The organism is Prevotella sp. P6B4 (genome assembly GCF_000619985.1).
Taxonomy (GTDB): domain Bacteria; phylum Bacteroidota; class Bacteroidia; order Bacteroidales; family Bacteroidaceae; genus Prevotella.
In genome coordinates, this window is sequence record NZ_JHVE01000010.1 from 80,067 (window position 1) to 99,560 (window position 19,494).

22 protein-coding genes are annotated in these 19,494 nt (G+C 44.7%); 14 read left to right on the forward strand and 8 right to left on the reverse strand.

Annotated features, from left to right (window positions below; genetic code table 11):
• Nucleotides 1–12 precede the first annotated feature (12 nt).
• The 8 genes from T491_RS17010 to T491_RS0108235 all read right to left on the reverse strand — a co-directional run bounded on the left by T491_RS17010 (nt 13) and on the right by T491_RS0108235 (nt 7,759).
• A complete protein-coding gene (locus T491_RS17010) occupies nt 13–987 on the reverse strand; it encodes a glycosyltransferase family 2 protein (RefSeq protein WP_051523050.1) in 975 nt (324 codons plus the stop codon).
• Nucleotides 969–1,943 carry a glycosyltransferase family 2 protein gene (locus T491_RS17015; protein WP_051523051.1) on the reverse strand — a complete coding sequence of 325 codons (975 nt, stop codon included), beginning with the start codon at nt 1,941–1,943 and terminating at the stop codon, nt 969–971. The genes T491_RS17010 and T491_RS17015 overlap by 19 nt, the downstream gene beginning before the upstream one ends.
• Nucleotides 1,925–2,899, reverse strand: coding sequence for a glycosyltransferase family 2 protein (locus T491_RS17020; protein WP_051523052.1), 975 nt, complete (start codon nt 2,897–2,899; stop codon nt 1,925–1,927). Before T491_RS17020 ends, T491_RS17015 begins: the two co-directional genes overlap by 19 nt.
• On the reverse strand, nt 2,881–3,759 hold the full coding sequence (locus T491_RS17025; protein WP_197018833.1) for a glycosyltransferase family A protein: 879 nt from the start codon (nt 3,757–3,759) through the stop codon (nt 2,881–2,883). Before T491_RS17025 ends, T491_RS17020 begins: the two co-directional genes overlap by 19 nt.
• 72 nt (nt 3,760–3,831) lie before the next feature.
• Entirely contained in the window at nt 3,832–4,935 is a 1,104-nt protein-coding gene (locus T491_RS0108220; protein WP_028903470.1) for an acyltransferase, read from the reverse strand.
• On the reverse strand, nt 4,925–6,205 hold the full coding sequence (locus T491_RS16060; RefSeq protein WP_051523054.1) for an ABC transporter ATP-binding protein: 1,281 nt from the start codon (nt 6,203–6,205) through the stop codon (nt 4,925–4,927). Before T491_RS16060 ends, T491_RS0108220 begins: the two co-directional genes overlap by 11 nt.
• A 16-nt stretch (nt 6,206–6,221) precedes the next feature.
• Nucleotides 6,222–7,070 (reverse strand): ABC transporter permease, encoded by an 849-nt coding sequence (locus T491_RS0108230; RefSeq protein WP_036915716.1) that lies wholly within the window; start codon nt 7,068–7,070, stop codon nt 6,222–6,224.
• A gap of 14 nt (nt 7,071–7,084) precedes the next feature.
• Nucleotides 7,085–7,759: a transcription termination/antitermination NusG family protein gene (locus T491_RS0108235; protein WP_028903472.1), complete on the reverse strand. Its 675-nt coding sequence runs from the start codon at nt 7,757–7,759 to the stop codon at nt 7,085–7,087.
• A gap of 259 nt (nt 7,760–8,018) precedes the next feature.
• Between T491_RS0108235 and map the strand changes: the two genes are divergently transcribed.
• The 14 genes from map to T491_RS0108305 all read left to right on the forward strand — a co-directional run bounded on the left by map (nt 8,019) and on the right by T491_RS0108305 (nt 19,494).
• Nucleotides 8,019–8,885 (forward strand): type I methionyl aminopeptidase, encoded by an 867-nt coding sequence (map, locus tag T491_RS0108240; RefSeq protein ID WP_033148776.1) that lies wholly within the window; start codon nt 8,019–8,021, stop codon nt 8,883–8,885.
• A gap of 6 nt (nt 8,886–8,891) precedes the next feature.
• A complete protein-coding gene (gene tsaD / locus T491_RS0108245) occupies nt 8,892–9,923 on the forward strand; it encodes a tRNA (adenosine(37)-N6)-threonylcarbamoyltransferase complex transferase subunit TsaD (protein ID WP_028903474.1) in 1,032 nt (343 codons plus the stop codon).
• Between the two features lie 11 nt (nt 9,924–9,934).
• Nucleotides 9,935–10,450, forward strand: a complete 516-nt coding sequence (locus T491_RS0108250; protein WP_028903475.1) for a CinA family protein — start codon at nt 9,935–9,937, stop codon at nt 10,448–10,450.
• A gap of 118 nt (nt 10,451–10,568) precedes the next feature.
• Nucleotides 10,569–10,832 carry a 50S ribosomal protein L28 gene (gene rpmB / locus T491_RS0108255; RefSeq protein WP_013063140.1) on the forward strand — a complete coding sequence of 88 codons (264 nt, stop codon included), beginning with the start codon at nt 10,569–10,571 and terminating at the stop codon, nt 10,830–10,832.
• A gap of 4 nt (nt 10,833–10,836) precedes the next feature.
• Nucleotides 10,837–11,028 carry a 50S ribosomal protein L33 gene (gene rpmG, locus T491_RS0108260; RefSeq protein ID WP_028903476.1) on the forward strand — a complete coding sequence of 64 codons (192 nt, stop codon included), beginning with the start codon at nt 10,837–10,839 and terminating at the stop codon, nt 11,026–11,028.
• A gap of 13 nt (nt 11,029–11,041) precedes the next feature.
• Complete coding sequence (locus tag T491_RS17385; RefSeq protein WP_006950479.1) at nt 11,042–11,200, forward strand: DUF4295 domain-containing protein; 159 nt, start codon at nt 11,042–11,044, stop codon at nt 11,198–11,200.
• 104 nt (nt 11,201–11,304) lie between these two features.
• The gene (ftsY, locus tag T491_RS0108270; RefSeq protein WP_028903477.1) at nt 11,305–12,258 is read left to right on the forward strand and encodes a signal recognition particle-docking protein FtsY; all 954 of its coding nucleotides are present in this window, start codon (nt 11,305–11,307) and stop codon (nt 12,256–12,258) included.
• A complete protein-coding gene (gene rimO / locus T491_RS0108275; protein ID WP_028903478.1) occupies nt 12,251–13,564 on the forward strand; it encodes a 30S ribosomal protein S12 methylthiotransferase RimO in 1,314 nt (437 codons plus the stop codon). The genes ftsY and rimO overlap by 8 nt, the downstream gene beginning before the upstream one ends.
• A complete protein-coding gene (locus tag T491_RS0108280; RefSeq protein ID WP_028903479.1) occupies nt 13,554–13,841 on the forward strand; it encodes an HU family DNA-binding protein in 288 nt (95 codons plus the stop codon). The genes rimO and T491_RS0108280 overlap by 11 nt, the downstream gene beginning before the upstream one ends.
• The gene (locus tag T491_RS0108285; protein ID WP_028903480.1) at nt 13,841–15,409 is read left to right on the forward strand and encodes an HU family DNA-binding protein; all 1,569 of its coding nucleotides are present in this window, start codon (nt 13,841–13,843) and stop codon (nt 15,407–15,409) included. Before T491_RS0108280 ends, T491_RS0108285 begins: the two co-directional genes overlap by 1 nt.
• A gap of 144 nt (nt 15,410–15,553) precedes the next feature.
• Nucleotides 15,554–16,549, forward strand: a complete 996-nt coding sequence (locus T491_RS0108290; RefSeq protein WP_028903481.1) for a MoxR family ATPase — start codon at nt 15,554–15,556, stop codon at nt 16,547–16,549.
• Entirely contained in the window at nt 16,549–17,418 is an 870-nt protein-coding gene (locus tag T491_RS0108295) for a DUF58 domain-containing protein (RefSeq protein WP_028903482.1), read from the forward strand. The genes T491_RS0108290 and T491_RS0108295 overlap by 1 nt, the downstream gene beginning before the upstream one ends.
• Nucleotides 17,418–18,485, forward strand: coding sequence for a BatD family protein (locus T491_RS0108300; protein WP_028903483.1), 1,068 nt, complete (start codon nt 17,418–17,420; stop codon nt 18,483–18,485). Before T491_RS0108295 ends, T491_RS0108300 begins: the two co-directional genes overlap by 1 nt.
• A gap of 10 nt (nt 18,486–18,495) precedes the next feature.
• A complete protein-coding gene (locus T491_RS0108305) occupies nt 18,496–19,494 on the forward strand; it encodes a VWA domain-containing protein (RefSeq protein WP_028903484.1) in 999 nt (332 codons plus the stop codon).

The window sequence follows — 19,494 nt, forward strand, 5'->3', positions numbered from 1 at the left end:
TTCAACAGATACTCACAAGTCCCTTGCCCATATCAGCAATGAATATAAATACAACTTGATCTTGGTAAGCAGAGATGTACCTTTTCCTATATCATGCAATGCCAATAGTTTTGATGGATATAATTCGTCTAATTTATAAAAGTAATATTTGAATAAAGAATGGTCTCTCTTCAACATTATCAATAAATATTTTCTCATAGACCTAACTCTACAGATATTATGCCTAATCAAGAATTTTTCTTCTCGGAAAAACACTTCTGCCCTTGTTTTCAATTCACCTGGCTTGGTGCAAAATTCTGCACTTAATGATTTGGGACGAAAAGTCACGACATATAGGGTTATATTTGCAACCTTGATGATTCCTGCATGATAACCAACAAGCATGGAAAAATATACATCAGCCGAATACACTACTTCGTCAAATCGGATATTGTATTTAATAACTAAATCCCTTTTAACCATTTTGGCCCATGGAACAAACAACTTAAATCTTACAGGCCATTCATCACCATCTTTCAAACATTGATCAATCTTTTTATTCATCCAAGAACATCGATTTGATTCTATGTTTATATTCTCCGAAAGAACCGCCTTGTTTTTGAAGTATATGACATCTGCTTCCGAATCAACGTATGAGCTGATGATGTCATGCATATCTTCAACAAAGAAGTCATCCGCATCGGCAAACAGAATCCATTTTCCTTTGGCATGATCCAATCCTACATTCCTGGCATAGCCAGCCCCTCCTCCTGTTTTCGTCCTGATAAATTCCAGATAGGGTCGCGACAATTCAGGATACCTCTCTAAATAGGTATCTACATCAGGGCTATTATCATCCACTACAATCACCTGTATATCCTCAGATACAGGGATTGACCTCAGGCACCGCATCAGCAGATCCGGGATGTCTTTATGAGGTATGATGATACTAAACGTAGGACACATAGATTTTAAATTTGCCATAATACTTACAGGAGTCTTGTCCATACCAATAATGAATATAAACTGAATTTGATTTTAAACCTTAGGGATCTGTTTTTACTAATATCACGTAATGCCGATAATTTTGATGGATAAATCTCATCAAGTTTAAAGAAGTAGTATTTGAACAGTTTCCGGTCTTTATTGAACATTAGCACCAAATATTGTTTCATGGACCTTTCCTTACACATTTGATGCTGATGCAAAAATAGATCTGAACGATAATGCACTTCTGCCCTTATTCTTAACTCATTTGGTTTAGAACAATAATTAGCCACTAACGAATCGGGGCGAGAAGTCAAGACATAAAGGACTTTATTAACTACCTCAATATTTTCAGCATGATATCCTACAAACAAAGAGAAAAACGCATCATTTGAGTATCTTATTTCTTCAAAGCGGATGTTAAATTTATTAATCAAATCTCTTTTGATCATCTTGCCCCATGTAGGACAATACATAAATCTTAAAGGCCATTCGTCACCATTCGCATAATAATTATTAATCATTCTATCAATATAAACATCCCTATCTGTTTTTTGGATAATATTTTCTGAATATACAGATTCTTTCTTGAAATATATGACATCCGCTTCCGAGTTTGCATTTGAAGAAATGATATCATACATATCTTCCACATAAAAATCATCGGCATCAGCAAACAGTAGCCATTCACCCTTTGCATGATCCAATCCTATATTGCGAGCATAGCCAGCGCCTCCACCTTTTGTCGTTCTGATAAACTCCAAATAAGGACGCGATAGTTCTGGATACCTCTCTAAATATGTATCGGCATCTGGACTGTTATCATCCACCACAATCACCTGAATATCCTCAGATACGGGTATGGACTTCAGGCACCGCATCAGCAGATCCGGTATCTCTTTATGAGGTATGATGATACTAAACGTTGGACACACCAATGGCATATTACCCGTAATACTTACCGAATCCTTATCCATACTAACAATGAATATAAGTAGAACTTGATTTTAAATCTCCAGGATTTGTTCCTGCTAATATCTCGTAATGCCGACCATTTCGACGGATAAATCTCATCAAGTTTAAAAAAGAATTCTTTGAACAGCTTGCGGTCTTGATTATACAACTTCGTTAAATAATACCTCGACATCCGCTCCCTGCAAAACCCATTTTGAAGCATAAATATGTCACAACGAAAAGCCACCTCTGCTCTTTGTTCCAACTCACCAGGTTTAGAACAAAAATCTGCACTCAATGAATCAGAGCGATAAGTAACAACATAAAGGACTCTGTTGACAACATTAATGGTTTCAGCATAATAACCAACGAGCAAGGAGAAAAACACATCTGCCGAATACACTATTTCGTCAAAACGTATGCTGTGTTTGACAAGCAAATCCCTTTTGATCATTTTGCCCCACGGAGTAGGCAATTTGAACCTTACAGGATATTCATCACCATCCGTCAAATATTGATCAATGATTTTATCGATGTAAGAACTTCTGTTGTTTTCTACACCTATGTCTTCTGAGAGCACCGACCTCTTCCTGAAGTATATCACATCCGCTTCAGAACCTACATAGGAACAGATGATTTCATTAAGGTCATCAACAAAAAAATCATCTGCGTCAGCAAACAGAATCCACCTTCCTTCAGCATGCTCCAAAGCCACATTCCTGGCATAGCCTGCACCTCCGCCTTTCGTCGTTCTTACGAACTCCAGATAGGGGCGCGACAACTCTGGATACCTTTCCAAGTAGGTGTCAGCATCGGCACTATTGTCATCGACTACTATCACCTGAATATCCTCAGATACAGGTATGGACTTTAAACACCGCATCAGCAGATCCGGTATCTCTTTATGAGGTATGATGATACTAAACGTTGGAGTCATAGTTTTATTATTTGTCGTAATACCTACAGAATCCTTATCCATACTAAAAACGAGTATAAATAGAACTTGATTTTGAACCTTCTGGATTTGTTCTTGCTAATATCTCGTAATGCTGACAACTTTGTAGGATAGATTTCATCTATTCTCCTGAGATAATATTTGAATAAAGGCCGGTCTTTTTGTAGTAACAGCAACAAATATTTCACGACAGGCCTTTCCCTACACATGTTATACTGTATCAATAGCTTATCCGAACGAAAGTACACATCAGCCTTAATCCTTAGCCCGTTTATATTGTTTTCAAAACTCTTACTCAACGAATTGGGGCGATAAGTAATAACATAAAGGACTTTATCGACAACCTTAATTACAGATGCTTTACAACCAATCAACAAAGAACAATAATGATCTTCATAACACATTATTTCTTCAAAACGAATGTGGTATTTATCAACCAAATTCAGTTTAATCATTTTGCCCCATGGCACATATATTTCAGCCCTTATGAGCCGTTCATCACCGTCAGCCAGATATTTGTCGATATTTTTATTTATCCAAGGACATCGCTTCGCTTCTATACTCGTATTTCCCGAAAGAACCGATTTGTTTTTGAAGTATATGACATCCGCATCTGAATCAACGTATGAGCAGATAATGTCATACATATCATCGACAAAGAAGTCATCCGCATCGGCAAACAATATCCATTTGCCCTTGGCCCGATCCAGTCCCACATTCCTGGCATAGCCTGCCCCTCCGCCTTTCGTCGTTGGGATGAACTCCAGATAGGGGCGCGACAACTCTGGATACCTTTCCAAATAGGTGTCAGCATCGGCACTATTGTCATCGACTACTATCACCTGAATATCCTCAGATACAGGGATGGACTTCAGGCACCGCATCAGCAGATCCGGTATCTCTTTATGAGGTATGATAATACTAAACAAAGGAGACATAAACATTCATTATTTGGGTTAACCGATTAAATATTTACTACCAGGAATCAGTGAGATGAGTTTTGTGACGACGGCGCAGCACAGAAACGTTAGCAGGCCAATAACGGGAATAGCCAACCATACAGGCAGTAGCGGATGAGCGACATCGCCACCAATGATCCATTCTGCTATAGACCTCAGGAAGAATACATGCATCAGATACATGCCGAAGGACAGTTTGGCAAGACTGGTAATCCAACTGGGAGCCTTCTGGATGCAGGTGAACAACAGGAAGGCTCCAAAGGTGGCAAGTAGAACATCGGGGGTGCAGAAATCAGACGACCATCTCAGCACCGACTTTTCAATATGTATGCCGGGCACGGTTTTGTACCAGACGCACCATGCGGTAAACAGGGTGCCAAGTACGAAGCAAAACGTCCCAATGAACAGTCTCTTCTGCTGACTCCACTTCAGATGCACACGAATATAGTGGGCCAGAACAAGATACCCCAAGTACCCAGAGCAATAGTACAGGGCAGAGAACTGATTCCAGTAACATTCACCCCAGAGTTCAGGCGATACATAGCGATGCAGCCAGGGGGTGAGTGTCGAGAAGGCGAATAGACCAAGGAACATCAACTCGTCTTTGGCACTGGCCTTTTCGAGCCAAGGTGACACCACTGGAATAATGAGGTAGATACCGATGAGCGGGTACATGAACCACAGATGATAGGCCCCTGACGGAAAGTTGAAAGGCAACATCAGTAGTCGAGATATAGCCTTGCTCCATGTAAAAGCTCCCCACGTGGCGGGCAACACGGCATAAAGCAGCAGGAAGAAGATGAAGGGCGGCAGGATGCGCAAGAAGCGCCGACGATAGAACTGGCTCATCGTCACACCAGGCTTCAAGGGTACTAACAGAAATGCTGAAACCATCATAAACAGCGGTACGGATACATGACAGAAACCATCATAGACTGATACCCAAAAACGATTGCTTTCGTTGGCGATTAGAATTCCCCCCCCTACATTAAAGAATTTTCCGCAGGCATGGGCAACCATCACCGTCAGACAGGCCATCACGCGAATGTAATCTGCAAGTGCTATCCGATTTCCGAAAGTCTTTTGTTGCTTATTTTCCATGTACTTCTCTGAATTGTGACGAAGCGTTTATTTCCATTTTAAGTATTCCTAGCCGAGGCTTCCCTAAATATGGGTCATCGGGGAAAGCGTCTTCAACCATAAAGGGGTGGGAATATTTTTCGCAGATACGATATTTGTTTTTCTCTCCCATCCAAATCGTCATATAATACTTACCTCGATTGAGCATAAATGGCGGCAGAGAGAATTCGACAACGTATTCACCAATTTTGGATTCTTGCTGGGGGCTGACCACTTTGCCACTATTGAATATGATAATCTCATCAGCTGTTCTCAACTCGAAAGCAGCATCAAGGTGAAATGTCGGGAAATAGTTCATAAATGTCAGGCGGAAATGGATGCCAGATGCGACACTCACTACGTTGCCCTTTACCGGCAGCACCTCGAACGACTTGATACGAACTTTGTCATTGCCTGGAGCTGTCGCTAAATCATCGAAAAACACGCTTTGAGATGGTATGGTGCCATCGTCAATGTACATTCGAATCGTGTCCTCAATTCCACCCGAGTATTTCACTGCTCCATCTTCGAGCAGGATACCTCTTTTGCAGAGTTTCTGCACTGCCGCCATATTATGACTCACAAACAGCACTGTTCGGCCTCCTCCCTTCGATACATCCTGCATCTTGCCGATGGCTTTCTTCTGAAACTCGACATCGCCCACGGCCAGCACCTCATCGACCACGAGGATTTCCGGCTCTAAATGGGCGGCAACAGAGAAGCCCAAGCGCACCTTCATGCCGGAGGAATAGCGCTTGACGGGGGTGTCGATATATCGTTCGCAGCCGGAGAAGTCGATGATCTCGTCGAGCTTGCGGGTAATCTCTGCCTTCGTCATGCCCATGATGGCCCCGTTCATATAGATGTTCTCTCGGCCTGTCATCTCGGGATGGAAGCCTGTGCCTACCTCGAGCAGCGAGGCGATGCGTCCACAGACATTGATTTCACCGACGGTAGGGGCCGTCACCCGTGAGAGCAGTTTCAGCAAGGTGCTCTTGCCGGCACCGTTCTTGCCGATGATACCTACCACGTCGCCTTGCTCTACGCTGAAGTTAATGTCCTTCAGTGCCCAGACAAAATCGCTTTCACCCTTCTTGGAGCGGACATTGGTCTCGCCAATCTTCAGATAAGGATCGTCCTTGCCCAGCACATTCATGGCCCACCAGCGGTTCAAATCGTGACTAAACGTGCCTGTTGAGACAACTCCCAAGCGATACTGCTTGCCTACGTGATTAAACTCAATAGCTTTCATTATTAACTATTCACTTTTAGACGGTATCCATGAAATTACGTTGTACCTTATTAAATATAGCAACGCTGAATAGCAACAGCACACTCATGAACAGGAAACTATAGCCTAAGGCGAACCAAGAGAAATAGCCCTGTCCTAACGTCGCATACTTGAATGCCTCGATGATGGAGGTCATCGGGTTGGCCATAATCAGTGTGCGCAGCGTACCTTCTTCCACCATGCTGAGTGGATAGACAATAGGCGTAGCATACATCCAGAGCTGGACAACAAAAGTGAAGAGAATCGTAAAATCACGATACTTCGTGGTGAGCGAGGAGATCAGGATGCCAAAGCCAAGACCAAGACCTGCTAACATCATGACCAATAGGGGCGTAAGCAGAATAGCCCAATTGGGGGCTATAGGAGCACCTGCCATAAAGAAATAGAGATAAAGCGCCACAAAGAGCCCTACCTGAATGACAAATCGCAACAGATTGGATATCACCACAGCGATGGGCACCACCATACGAGGGAAATAGACCTTGCCAAACATGTTCTGATTGGCTGTGAATGTGTTTGACGTCTGATTCAGACAGTCGGAGAAATAGAACCAACAAATATTACCAGCCATATAAAATATTGCCTGTGGCATCCCGTCCGTGCTCATCTTGGCAATGCCGCCAAACACCACCATATTCATGATAACGGTCAAAATGGGTTGTATCAGATACCAAAGCGGCCCCAGTATGGTCTGCTTATACTGCACCACGATGTTGCGCCTGACGAACAGTTCTATCAGGTCGCGGTAATGCCAGATTTCCTTGAAATCAATATGCCACAGTTTTTCATGCGGCCTTATCTTCATCGTCCAGACTTGTTGCTCCATATATTTGATTAAACTTATTCTTCGTTTTCGATTTTTTCAAGACAGTAAGGTGGAATATAAGCGGTGGTCAAGCCGGATTGAAGGCCTTTGATGGTAATGACCACCCTCCTTTGTCCTGCTATACGGGCGACACGGCCTGTTATATCTTTAAAAGGACCATCGGTGATTCGCACCAAATCGTCAGAAAGAAACCGGCAGGTATTGGTGTCGATTTCCATCACATGCTCGTCGAGCAGAGCGGTAACCCTGACTAATGGTTCCATATCTTTGGAACGGACTGTCAACGGTGGGTTGTGGCCGTTCTTGTCGGTAACGAAATGATTGTAATAGTAAGTGGTATATTGCGACATTTCGGAATGCCTGACATACTTTTCTGCTTCTTGCTCCGTCATATAGGCAAAAAGAAGGTTCATGAAAGGGAATAGCTTTCTTTGCTTCTTGCCCGTCTCCTTGTGCCTGATGTCTTTCCATACCTTCGCCAAATAGGCATAGGTGCCGTCCTCAATGAGGGCATCAGCAACTGCCTGTGCCTGCCCATACTTGATACGGAGGACATACCATGCCTTGTCTTCACACGGGACATATCTTACCGACACCCCTGTTTTTGAGCTTTTCGCTTCGGGGATGGCAAAGGAGACAAATCCTGAGCAATTCTCGTCCTTGATATTAGCATTATCCAATGCGTTCATATCCAACGATCCATTATATCTCACAAAGCACTAACACAGAACCTTTGTATTGGTACTTTGAGTACAAAGATATGAAATATAGTCACTATTTTTTTATATTTACATGTTAAATATAGTTAATCGATTGTGATTATAATATTCTGGGATGGAAACAAGAGCTCTTTCTCAATCCTCGATAATTAGAAAAATAACAAATTAATTTGGTTATTCGCATAATTTGCAGTACCTTTGCACCCGATTATATATATAATAAGGTGAAATGAGTGCATTTAATAAGAAAAGAAGATGGCATTGCTTGCCCGGACAGGAGCCCACTGAGATGGATAAAACCATCATGTATTGGGAGAATAAGGGTAAGCTGGTACCAACACGTGACTTGATTAAAACCCCAGAACAGATAGAAGGTATCCGCAAGGCGGGTGTTGTAAATACCGCTGTGCTCGACGCAGTGGCCAAGGAAATTAAGGCTGGTATGAACACACTGGAGATCGACCAGATATGTCGCAGGGTATGCGAGGACGCTGGCGCCATCCCTGCTTGTCTCAATTACGAAGGATTCCCCATGAGTGTATGTACCTCTATCAACGAGGTGGTTTGCCACGGCATTCCCAAAGAGGAGGACGTGCTCGAGGAGGGCGATATCATCAATGTGGACTTTACGACCATCCTTGATGGCTACTATGCTGACGCAAGCCGTATGTTCATTATCGGCAAGACATCGCCTGAGAAGGAACAGCTGGTGCGTGTGGCTAAGGAGTGTCTGGAGATTGGTATGGAGGCTGCTAAGCCTTATAGCTTTGTGGGCGATATAGGTCATGCGATAGAGAAACACTGTAAGAAGTATGGCTATGGTATCGTTCGCGATCTGGCTGGACATGGCGTAGGACTGAAATTCCACGAGGAGCCCGATGTGAACCACTATGGTCATCGTGGCACTGGTATGCTACTGGTGCCCGGTATGGTGTTTACCATCGAGCCTATGATCAATATGGGTACCTGGAAGGTGTTTATCGATGCTGACGATCCATACGGATGGGAGGTGATTACTGAAGATGAACTGCCCAGCGCCCAGTGGGAGCATACGCTCGTGATGACAGAACATGGTGTTGAAGTACTGACGTATTAGTGAATAGTGGTGGAAAAGGATATATATATATTAGGTATAGAGAGCTCGTGTGATGATACATCGGCAGCTGTCCTGAAGAATGGTATTCTGCTGTCGAATGTCACAGCTTCGCAGGCTGTACACGAGGCATACGGTGGGGTGGTGCCCGAGTTGGCATCGAGAGCTCACCAACAGAATGTGGTGCCTGTGGTTGATCAGGCTATCAAGAAGGCTGGCATTACCAAAGAGGACTTGACGGCGATTGCCTTTACCCGTGGTCCGGGACTGATGGGCTCGTTGCTGGTTGGTGTGAGCTTTGCTAAGGGTTTTGCCCGTTCGTTGGGTATCCCGATGATTGACGTGAACCATCTGCAGGGACATGTGATGGCGCATTTCATTAAGGAGAGCGAGGATGATCAGCATCAGCCACCATTGCCATTCCTCTGTCTGCTGGTTTCTGGCGGAAACTCACAGATTGTGAAGGTGAACGCCTATAACGATATGGAGGTGCTGGGTCAGACCATCGACGATGCGGCTGGTGAGGCTATCGATAAGTGCTCGAAGGTGATGGGACTTGGTTATCCTGGTGGCCCAATCATCGATAGATTGGCGCGACAGGGAAACCCCAAGGCTTTCCAGTTTGCTGAACCTAATATCCCTGGACTCGACTATAGTTTCTCGGGCTTGAAGACCTCGTTCCTCTATTCGATGCAGAAGTGGGTGGCTGAGGATCCTGACTTCATCGAGAAGCACAAGGAGGACATCGCTGCCTCGTTAGAGTGGACGATTGTGGATATCCTGATGAAGAAGCTGAAGAAGGCTGTGAAGCAGACGGGGATCAAGCATGTGGCTGTGGCTGGTGGCGTGAGTGCCAACAACGGACTGCGCAATGCGTTCTACGATGCTGAGAAGCGCTATGGCTGGACCATCTATATTCCCAAGTTCAGCTATACCACTGATAACGCTGCCATGATAGGTATCGTGGGCTATTATAAGTATCAGGACCAGCAGTTCTGCTCAATCGATGCGCCTGCATTCTCAAAAGTAACATTTAAGTAATAAAACTAAATATGGATTTTGAAAGTAAGATTACAAGTAGGGAGGTGAGTGAAATCCTCTGGGAAACAGAAAAGACTGTAAGTACCGCTGAGAGTTGTACTGGTGGCCGTATTGCTGAGGCAATCATTGCTGTGCCTGGTGCTTCCAAGTATTTCAAGGGTGGTATTATCTCATATATCGACGAGGTTAAGGAGAATCTGCTGGGTGTTGACCATCAGTTGCTCGAAGAGAAAACCGCTGTGTGTGAGGAGGTTGCGATTGCTATGGTAAAGGGTGCATGTAAGGCACTGAATACCGATTATGCGATTGCTGCAACGGGCTTTGCTGGTCCTACCGGAGGTACCAAAGAGATACCCGTAGGCACCATCTGGTTGGCTTGCGGAAGTCCTGAAAGAGTGACTACCATGAAGCTGGAAGAAGACTACGGTCGAGACATTAATCTGGCTATCGCTACAAACCGTGCTATGGAGATGTTTTTGGGCTTCTTGAAGGAAGAAGATGCCCCCAGATCCATGCGAGAAGGTTAAAAATTATTAATTCTTTTATTTTCCAGTCGTGTAATTATCTGAATCTCAATAAAATTGTGTAATTTTGCACGCTGTTTGGAATAAGTAAGTGTAAATCACAAGTAAAAAGTAGATAGAAATGTCTAAGATTTGTCAAATTACAGGAAAGAAGGCACAGATAGGTTGCAATGTGTCTCACTCAAAGCACCGTACTAAGAGAAGCTTTGATGTCAACCTTTTCAGCAAGAAGTTCTACTATGTAGAGGAGGGTTGCTGGATTCAGTTGAAGATTAGCGCTGCTGGTCTTCGTATGATTAACAAAGTTGGTCTGGATGCTGCCTTGAAGCAGGCTGTCGCTAAAGGTTTTGTAGACTGGAAGGATATTAAAGTGATAGGAGATTAAAATCATGGCAAGTAAGAAAGCAAAAGGTAATCGCGTCCAGGTTATTCTGGAGTGCACTGAGCACAAGAACAGTGGTATGCCCGGTACTAGCCGTTATGTAACCACAAAGAATCGTAAGAATACGCCTGAGCGTATGGAACTTATGAAGTATAACCCAATCCTGAAGAAGATGACTCTTCACAAGGAGATTAAATAATTACGACTGAAGTATGGCAAAGAAAACCGTCGCTACCCTCCACGAAGGCTCAAAGGATGGTCGCGCTTACACAAAGGTAATCAAGATGGTTAAGAGCCCCAAGACTGGTGCTTACATCTTCGACGAGCAGATGGTTCCAAACGAGGCCGTTAAGGACTTCTTTAAGAACTAATTGACATTATTCATATAAAATGAGAGGCTGCAAAGAAATTTGCAGCCTCTTTTTTTGGTTGTGTCGTAAATTATACCTATCTTTGCAATCGAAAATATTGCAATATGGGTTTATTTGGATTTTTTAGTAAGGATAAAAAGGAGACCCTTGATAAGGGCTTGGAGAAAACTAAGACAAGCGTCTTCGATAAGCTTGCTCGTGCTGTAGCTGGAAAGTCGAAGGTGGATGATGATGTCTTGGATAATCTGGAAGAAGTTCTCATTACAAGTGATGTCGGCGTTGACACCACATTGAAGATTATTCAGCGCATCGAGGAGCGTGTGGCTCGTGATAAGTATGTCAGTACTTCTGAACTGAATGCCATACTGCGTGATGAGATAGCAAATCTGTTGGCAGAGAACCATTCGGAGGATAATGATAACTGGGATCTGCCTGCCGACCATAAGCCATACGTTATCCTGGTGGTTGGCGTGAATGGTGTGGGTAAAACCACAACCATCGGTAAGCTGGCTTGGCAATTCAAGCAGGCTGGTAAGAAAGTATATCTTGGCGCTGCCGATACTTTCCGTGCTGCAGCTGTAGAGCAGCTGTGCATTTGGGGCGAAAGGGTAGGCGTGCCTGTTATCAAGCAGCAGATGGGTAGCGATCCTGCCAGTGTGGCATTCGATACACTGTCGAGTGCGAAGGCTAACGGAGCCGATGTGGTTTTGATTGATACGGCAGGACGTCTGCATAACAAAGTGGGCTTGATGAACGAGCTGAAGAAAATCAAGGAAGTGATGAAGAAGGTTCTGCCTGAGGCTCCTGATGAGGTGATGCTTGTGCTTGACGGCTCTACTGGTCAGAATGCCTTCGAACAGGCCAAGCAGTTTGCTGCTGTTACCCAGATTACTTCGCTGGCTATCACCAAACTTGATGGTACTGCCAAGGGAGGTGTCGTGATTGGTATCTCCGACCAGTTGAAGGTTCCTGTAAAGTATATCGGACTGGGCGAGGGGATGACCGACCTCCAGTTGTTTAATAAACGCCAGTTTGTAGATTCGCTGTTCAATGAGTAAGACAATAGATATTATTTCACTGGGATGCTCTAAGAATCTGGTTGATAGTGAGACTCTGATGGGCTTGATGGAGGCTAATGGCTATCAGTGTACGCACGATAGCGATGATCCTCAGGGCGAAATCGTAGTCGTTAACACCTGTGGTTTTATCAACGATGCGAAGGAAGAGAGCATTAATACCATCCTGGAGTTTGCTCAGGCTAAGACAGAAGGTAGGATCGAGAAACTTTTTGTGATGGGTTGTCTTTCCGAGCGTTATCTGGCCGACTTGGAACGTGAGATTCCTGAGGTCGACGGCTGGTATGGAAAGTTCAATTATAAGAAATTATTGAATGACTTGAAGGGTGAGGATTTCAAGGTTTGCGAAGGCAAACGTCATATCACCACTCCTCGTCATTACGCCTATATCAAGATTAGCGAGGGGTGTGATCGTCATTGCGCCTATTGTGCTATTCCTCTGATTACTGGTAAACATCAGAGCCGTCCGATGCAGGAAATCCTGGATGAGGTCCGCTATCTGGTGAGTCAGGGTACCAAGGAGTTTAATGTCATTGCTCAGGAGTTAACCTATTATGGTGTTGACTTGGATGGTAAGCAGCATATTGCTGAGCTCATCGAGCAGATGGCCGATATTCCAGGTGTTGAGTGGATTCGCTTGCACTATGCTTATCCCACACATTTCCCATGGGACCTGCTTCGTGTGATTCGTGAAAAGCAGAACGTTTGTAAGTATCTCGACATTGCCCTTCAGCATGTGTCGGATAACATGCTGACCCGTATGCGTCGACACGTAACCAAGGAGGAAACCTATGAACTGGTGCGCCGTATGCGTGAAGAGGTGCCTGGCATCCACATCCGAACGACCCTGATGGTTGGTTTCCCAGGTGAGACTGATGAGGATTTCGAGGAGCTCAAGGCATTTGTGAAATGGGCTCGTTTCGAGCGTATGGGTGCTTTCGCTTATTCAGAGGAAGAAGGAACCTATTCGGCTGACAACTTCGAGGACGACGTGCCTGAGGATGTGAAGCAGAATCGACTCGATAAGATCATGCGTATCCAGCAGAATATCAGCGCAGAACTTGAGGCTGAAAAAGTAGGAAAGGTATTCAAGGTGATTATCGACAGGCGTGAGGGCGATTATTATATAGGCCGCACAGAATTCTGCTCGCCAGAAGTTGATCCTGAGGTGCTGATACCCGCAGCTGAGGCAAAGCTGAATATCGGAGAGTTCTACGATGTCTTGATAAAGGATTCTGAGGAATTTGATTTATACGGAACCACAATCATTAAAACATATGAACAATAAAGACTTTATCACAGAATTGGCGCAACGAACAGGCTACACTGCTGAGGAAACACAGCAGTTCGTGAATTGTGTTGTTGAGGCAATGGGTGATCATTTCCAAGATGATGACTCGGTGCTGATTCCCACTTTCGGCACATTCGAAGTAAAAAAGAAGATGGAGCGTATCATGGTAAATCCTTCTACAGGACAGCGCATGTTGGTTCCACCAAAATTAGTGCTGACATTCAAACCGAATGTTAGTTGGAAAGAACGCGTTAAGAATGGAGGAACCGAGTGATGGGAAAGATTTCAATGCAGGAGTTGGCCAATGTGCTGATAGAGCGTAAGAAGCTGAATAAGCGCGAAGCAAGTGCGTTTGTGGGCGCTATGTTTGATATTGTGCAACAGCATCTTGAAACCGATAAGCTTGTAAAAGTTAAAGGATTAGGTACTTTCAAGATTATTGATGTGGAAGATCGCGAAAGTGTAAATGTCAATACAGGTGAGCGTGTGCTTATTGAAGGACATGGAAAGATAACCTATACACCTGATGCTTTGCTGAAAGAGCTGGTTAACAAGCCGTTCTCGCAGTTTGAGACGGTGGTGCTGAATGAGGGTGTAGACTTCGAGGATCTTGCTACAACAACTACTGACGCTCCTGAGCAGGAAGTAGAATCAGAACCAGTAGTTGAGCCAGAGCCGGTAGTGACTCCAGAGCCTATGACTGAGCCTGAGCCAGAGGAGGTTATGGGCGATGATCACTCGTCAATGCCGCTTGTGGATTTTGGTGATCCAGATGAGCCTGTGGTAGAGTCTGAGCCTGAGCCTGTGGTTGAGCCAGAACCTGTGGTTGAGCCAGAACCTGTGGTTGAGCCAGAACCTGTGGTTGAACCAGAGCCTGTGGTTGAGCCAGAACCGGAAGTTGAATCTGAGCCTGAGGTTGCTGAGGAGGATGTTCCTGAGTGGGTTATTGAGCCTTATGTTGCTACTGAGCCTGAGGTCGTTCCAGAACCTGAGGTCGTTCCAGAACCTGCTCCAGTTGTTGAGGCCCAACCTACTGTTGAGCCAGAGCCAGAGATAATTGAGGAACCTGCTGTTGAAGATATACCTGAGGTTGAAGAACAGCCTATTGTTGAAGAGCAACCTCTCGTTGAAGAGGAACCTCAGACAGAAGAAGCCCCAGCTGAAGAGGAACCTGCAGAAGAGGATGAGCCTGCTGAAGAGGAGGTACCTGAAACCAAAGGTAATCCCGCTTCTAAGTGGTTATTAGTATTGGTTGCTGTTATCATTGGATTGGCTGGTGGTTATCTGCTGGGTAGCTATTATCCTTGTTCTCAGCTGGTAGAGCCTGCTGAAAAGAGCACAGTCATTAATGTTCAGAAGGCAGAGGTTGTTAAGGTTGAAGCCGCTGGGGCCAAGGTAAAGGAGGCGCCTGCTGAAGAGACCGCACCAGTAGAGGAGGCGGCTGCAGAAAAGCAGAAGGCAGAAGAGCAAAAGGCAAAAGAAGCCGAAGTCAAAGCAAAGGCAAAGGCCGATGCTGAGAAAGCAGCAGCTGAAGCTAAAGCCAAAGCGGATGCCAAGGCCAAGGCAGAAAAAGAGGCCAAACCTGTATACAATAAGTACGACGAGATGGATGTCCGTGTGCGTCTTGGTGCTTACCGTATTATTGGAACCGAAAAGGTGGTAAAGGTAAAGGAAGGTGAGAATCTTGTAAAGATTTCGCGCCGTATTTTAGGTCCAGATATGGAGTGCTATCTTGAGGTATATAACAACATCAAAGCCTCGACTCCACTAAAAGTGGGACAGGAAATCAAAATCCCAAAACTGGAGTTGAAAAAGAAAAAGAAGGCTGCAACAGTCAACTAAATCTGCAAATAATGAAAAAGTTTCTTAAAACTTAGGTTTTGGGAAACTTTTTTAATATTATTTAGACACATAAATAGTGGTCAAGTCTTATAAAAAAAGTAATTTTGCAGTCAAATTTTAGAAAACTTATAAATAGAAAATATTATGGCAGAAGCTATTGATATCCGTGAGTTGAATATCCGGATTGAACAACAAAGCGCATTTGTAACAAATCTTGTAAGTGGAATGGACCGCGTCATCGTGGGGCAGAAGCATCTGATAGATTCACTTTTGATTGGTTTGTTGAGTGATGGACATATTCTGTTGGAAGGTGTTCCTGGTCTGGCTAAGACCCTGGCGATTAAGACCCTCTCACAGCTGATTGACTCAGACTACAGTCGTATCCAGTTCACCCCCGACCTTCTTCCTGCCGATGTCATTGGTACAATGATCTATTCACAGAAGGAAGAGAAGTTCCAGGTGAAGAAGGGACCTGTATTCGCTAATTTCGTGCTGGCTGATGAAATCAACCGTGCACCAGCCAAGGTGCAGAGTGCTCTGCTTGAGGCCATGCAGGAAAAACAGGTTACTATTGGCAGCCAGACTTTCAGCTTGCCAAACCCATTCCTCGTGATGGCTACTCAGAACCCAATCGAACAGGAGGGTACCTATCCATTGCCTGAAGCACAGGTAGACCGTTTTATGTTGAAGGTAGTTATCGACTATCCTTCACTCGAAGAAGAGAAGAAGATTATCCGTGAGAATATCACTGGTGAAATGCCAACCGTGACACCTGTGACTACTGCTGATGAGATTCTGAAAGCTCGTAGTGTAGTGCGCGAGGTCTATATCGATGAGAAGATTGAGCAGTATATTGCTGATATCGTATTTGCTACACGTTATCCTGAGCGCTATGGCTTGAAGGACCTGAAGGATATGATTTCGTTCGGAGGTTCGCCACGTGCCAGCATCAATCTGGCCAAGGCTGCTCGTGCTTATGCATTCATCAAGCGTCGTGGTTATGTGGTGCCAGAGGATGTTCGTGCTGTGGCTCATGATGTGCTGCGCCATCGTATCGGACTGACCTACGAGGCTGAGGCCAGCAATATCACCAGCGAGGAGATTGTTTCAAAGATTATCAATAAGGTTGAAGTGCCCTAATGGAAACCTCTGAGATTATAAAGAAAGTCCGTAAGATCGAGATCAAGACCCGTGGTCTGAGCTCTAACATCTTTGCAGGTCAGTATCATTCTGCCTTTAAGGGTAGGGGAATGGCCTTTAGCGAGGTGCGCGAGTATCAGTTTGGTGATGATGTGCGAGATATTGACTGGAATGTGACTGCTCGTTTCCATCGTCCTTATGTCAAGGTGTTCGAAGAAGAACGTGAGATGACGGTCATGCTGCTCATCGACGTCAGCGGATCGCTCGATTTCGGAACCCAGAAGCAGATGAAGCGTGATATGGTGACAGAGATTGCTGCCACCCTTGCTTTTAGTGCTATTCAGAACAACGATAAGATTGGGGTCATCTTCTTCTCTGATAAGATTGAGAAGTATATTCCACCGAAGAAAGGTCGTAAGCATATTCTGTATATTATACGTGAGATGCTCGACTTTAAACCGGAATCGACACGTACTGACATCAAACAGGCCATCGAATTCTTGTCGAGTGTACAAAAACGTCGTACTACCGCTTTCATTCTTAGTGACTTCTATGTGCGTGAAGATTTCCTGCAGTCGCTGCAGATTGCCAATCGCAAGCATGATGTGGTTGCTATTCAGGTGTATGATCAGCGTGCCCGTGAGTTGCCCGATGTAGGGCTAATGAAGGTTGTTGATGCTGAAACGGGGTATGAGCAGTATGTAGATACGAGTTCCAAAAAACTGCGTCAGGCTTACCAGAAATACTGGATGACACGACAAGCGCAGTTGTTGGATACTTTTAATAAGAGCAATGTGGACAATGTGAGCATAGCCACCAACGAGGACTTCGTGAAATCGTTGCTATTGCTATTTAAACAGCGTAATTAATGAAAAGAATATTTCTTCTTATATCACTGATTGCTAATGCTTTGCTGATATCAGCACAAGTGTCTATCGAGGCAGAGATTGACTCGATTCAGATATTTGTTGGTCAGCAGACTCATCTGAGGTTGACAACAACGGTTCAGCCTTCAGCAAAGGTTGAATTCCCCCAGTTCAAGCCAACCCAGATGATAACTCCTGGTGTGGAAGTCCTTTCTTGTCAGGAGCAGAAACGCGACGCAGGAGATGGTTTCGAAGCCCGTTCGATGGTTTATACATTAACCTCGTTTGATGATACCCTTTATTACCTGCCACCAATGGTTGTCAAGGTTGATGGCAAGCAGTATAAGAGTAAGAGTCTGGCTTTGAAGGTACTTACGATTGATGTAGATACCACTCAGGTTGATCAGTTCTTTGGACCTAAGGATGTGCAGGATAATCCGTTCCTCTGGAGTGAGTGGAGCCTGCCTTTCTGGCTCAGTGTGCTGATGCTGGTACTGTTGGCTTTGTGCTACTATCTCTATCTTCGTCTGCGCGACAATAAGCCCATCATCACTCATATCCGCATTGTGAAACGATTACTGCCTCATCAGAAGGCTATGCAAGAGATTGAGCAGATTAAGGCTGATAAGATGGTGGCATCAGAGAACTCAAAGGAATACTATACCAAACTTACCGATACCTTGCGTAAGTATATCGAAGAGCGCTATGGATTTAATGCCATGGAGATGACCAGTAGCGAGATTATCGAGCGACTGACAGCATCGCAGGACCAGAAGGCTCTCGACGAACTGCGCGAGCTGTTCATGACTGCCGATCTGGTTAAGTTCGCCAAGTATTCTACGCTGATTAATGAGAATGATAAGAACCTTGTGAGTGCTATCGATTTCATTAACCAGACCAAACTTGAGAATCAGCCTGTGGAAGAAACGGTTAAACCACAGCTCTCGGAGGAAGATCAGCGTACACAGAAGTCACGCCGACTGCTCAAGACGGTCATCACGTTGATCTCTGTGGTGTGTGTCGTCTTGTTCGGATATGTGGCATATACACTTTATCAGTTATTGAATTAAAACAGAACAAATGGAATTTGTCAATAAAGAATATCTGCTGTTACTTCTGCTCATCATACCTTATGTGATATGGTATGTGATGTACAGAAAGAAAACCGAGCCTACGCTGCGGATGAGCGATACCTTTGTGTTTCGCTATGCGCCTCGTAGTTGGAAGGTGACATTAATGCCGCTTTCTATGTTGCTCAGACTGCTGGTATTTGTCATGATAGTAATGGTTCTGGCTCGCCCTCAGACTCAGAATTCATGGGATAGTAAGACTGTTGAGGGTATTGATATTATGCTGGCGATGGATGTCTCGACCAGTATGTTGGCAGAGGATCTGCGTCCTAACCGTATTGAAGCTGCCAAGCAGGTGGCTTCAGAGTTCGTCAGTGGTCGTCCTAATGATAACATCGGATTGGTTATCTTTGCAGGCGAGTCATTCACACAGTGTCCTATGACAACTGATCACACATCGCTGTTGAATCTGCTGCAGAATGTACGTACAGATATTGCTGCTCGCGGACTCATTGAGGACGGAACTGCTATTGGTATGGGATTGGCTAATGCTGTGAGCCGTCTGAAGGATTCGAAGGCTAAAAGCAGAGTGGTTATTCTGCTGACCGATGGTAGTAATAACCGTGGTGATATTTCTCCATCTACTGCAGCCGAGATTGCCAAAAGCATGGGTATCCGTGTGTATACCATTGGTGTTGGTACCAATAAGGTGGCTCCTTATCCAATGCCTGTGGCTGGCGGTGTGCAGTATGTTAACATTCCTGTCGAGATAGATACTAAGACCCTTAGCGAGATTGCTGCTGCAACCGAGGGTGATTTCTATCGCGCTACAAATACCAAGGAACTTCGTAATATCTATAAGGAAATTGATCGGTTGGAAAAGTCGAAACTTAACGTTAAGACCTTTAGCAAGCGTTATGAGGCCTATCAGCCTTTTGCGCTTGTGGCTGTTTTAGCCCTGCTGCTCGAAATTCTACTTCGTATAACAATCTTTAGGAGGATTCCATAA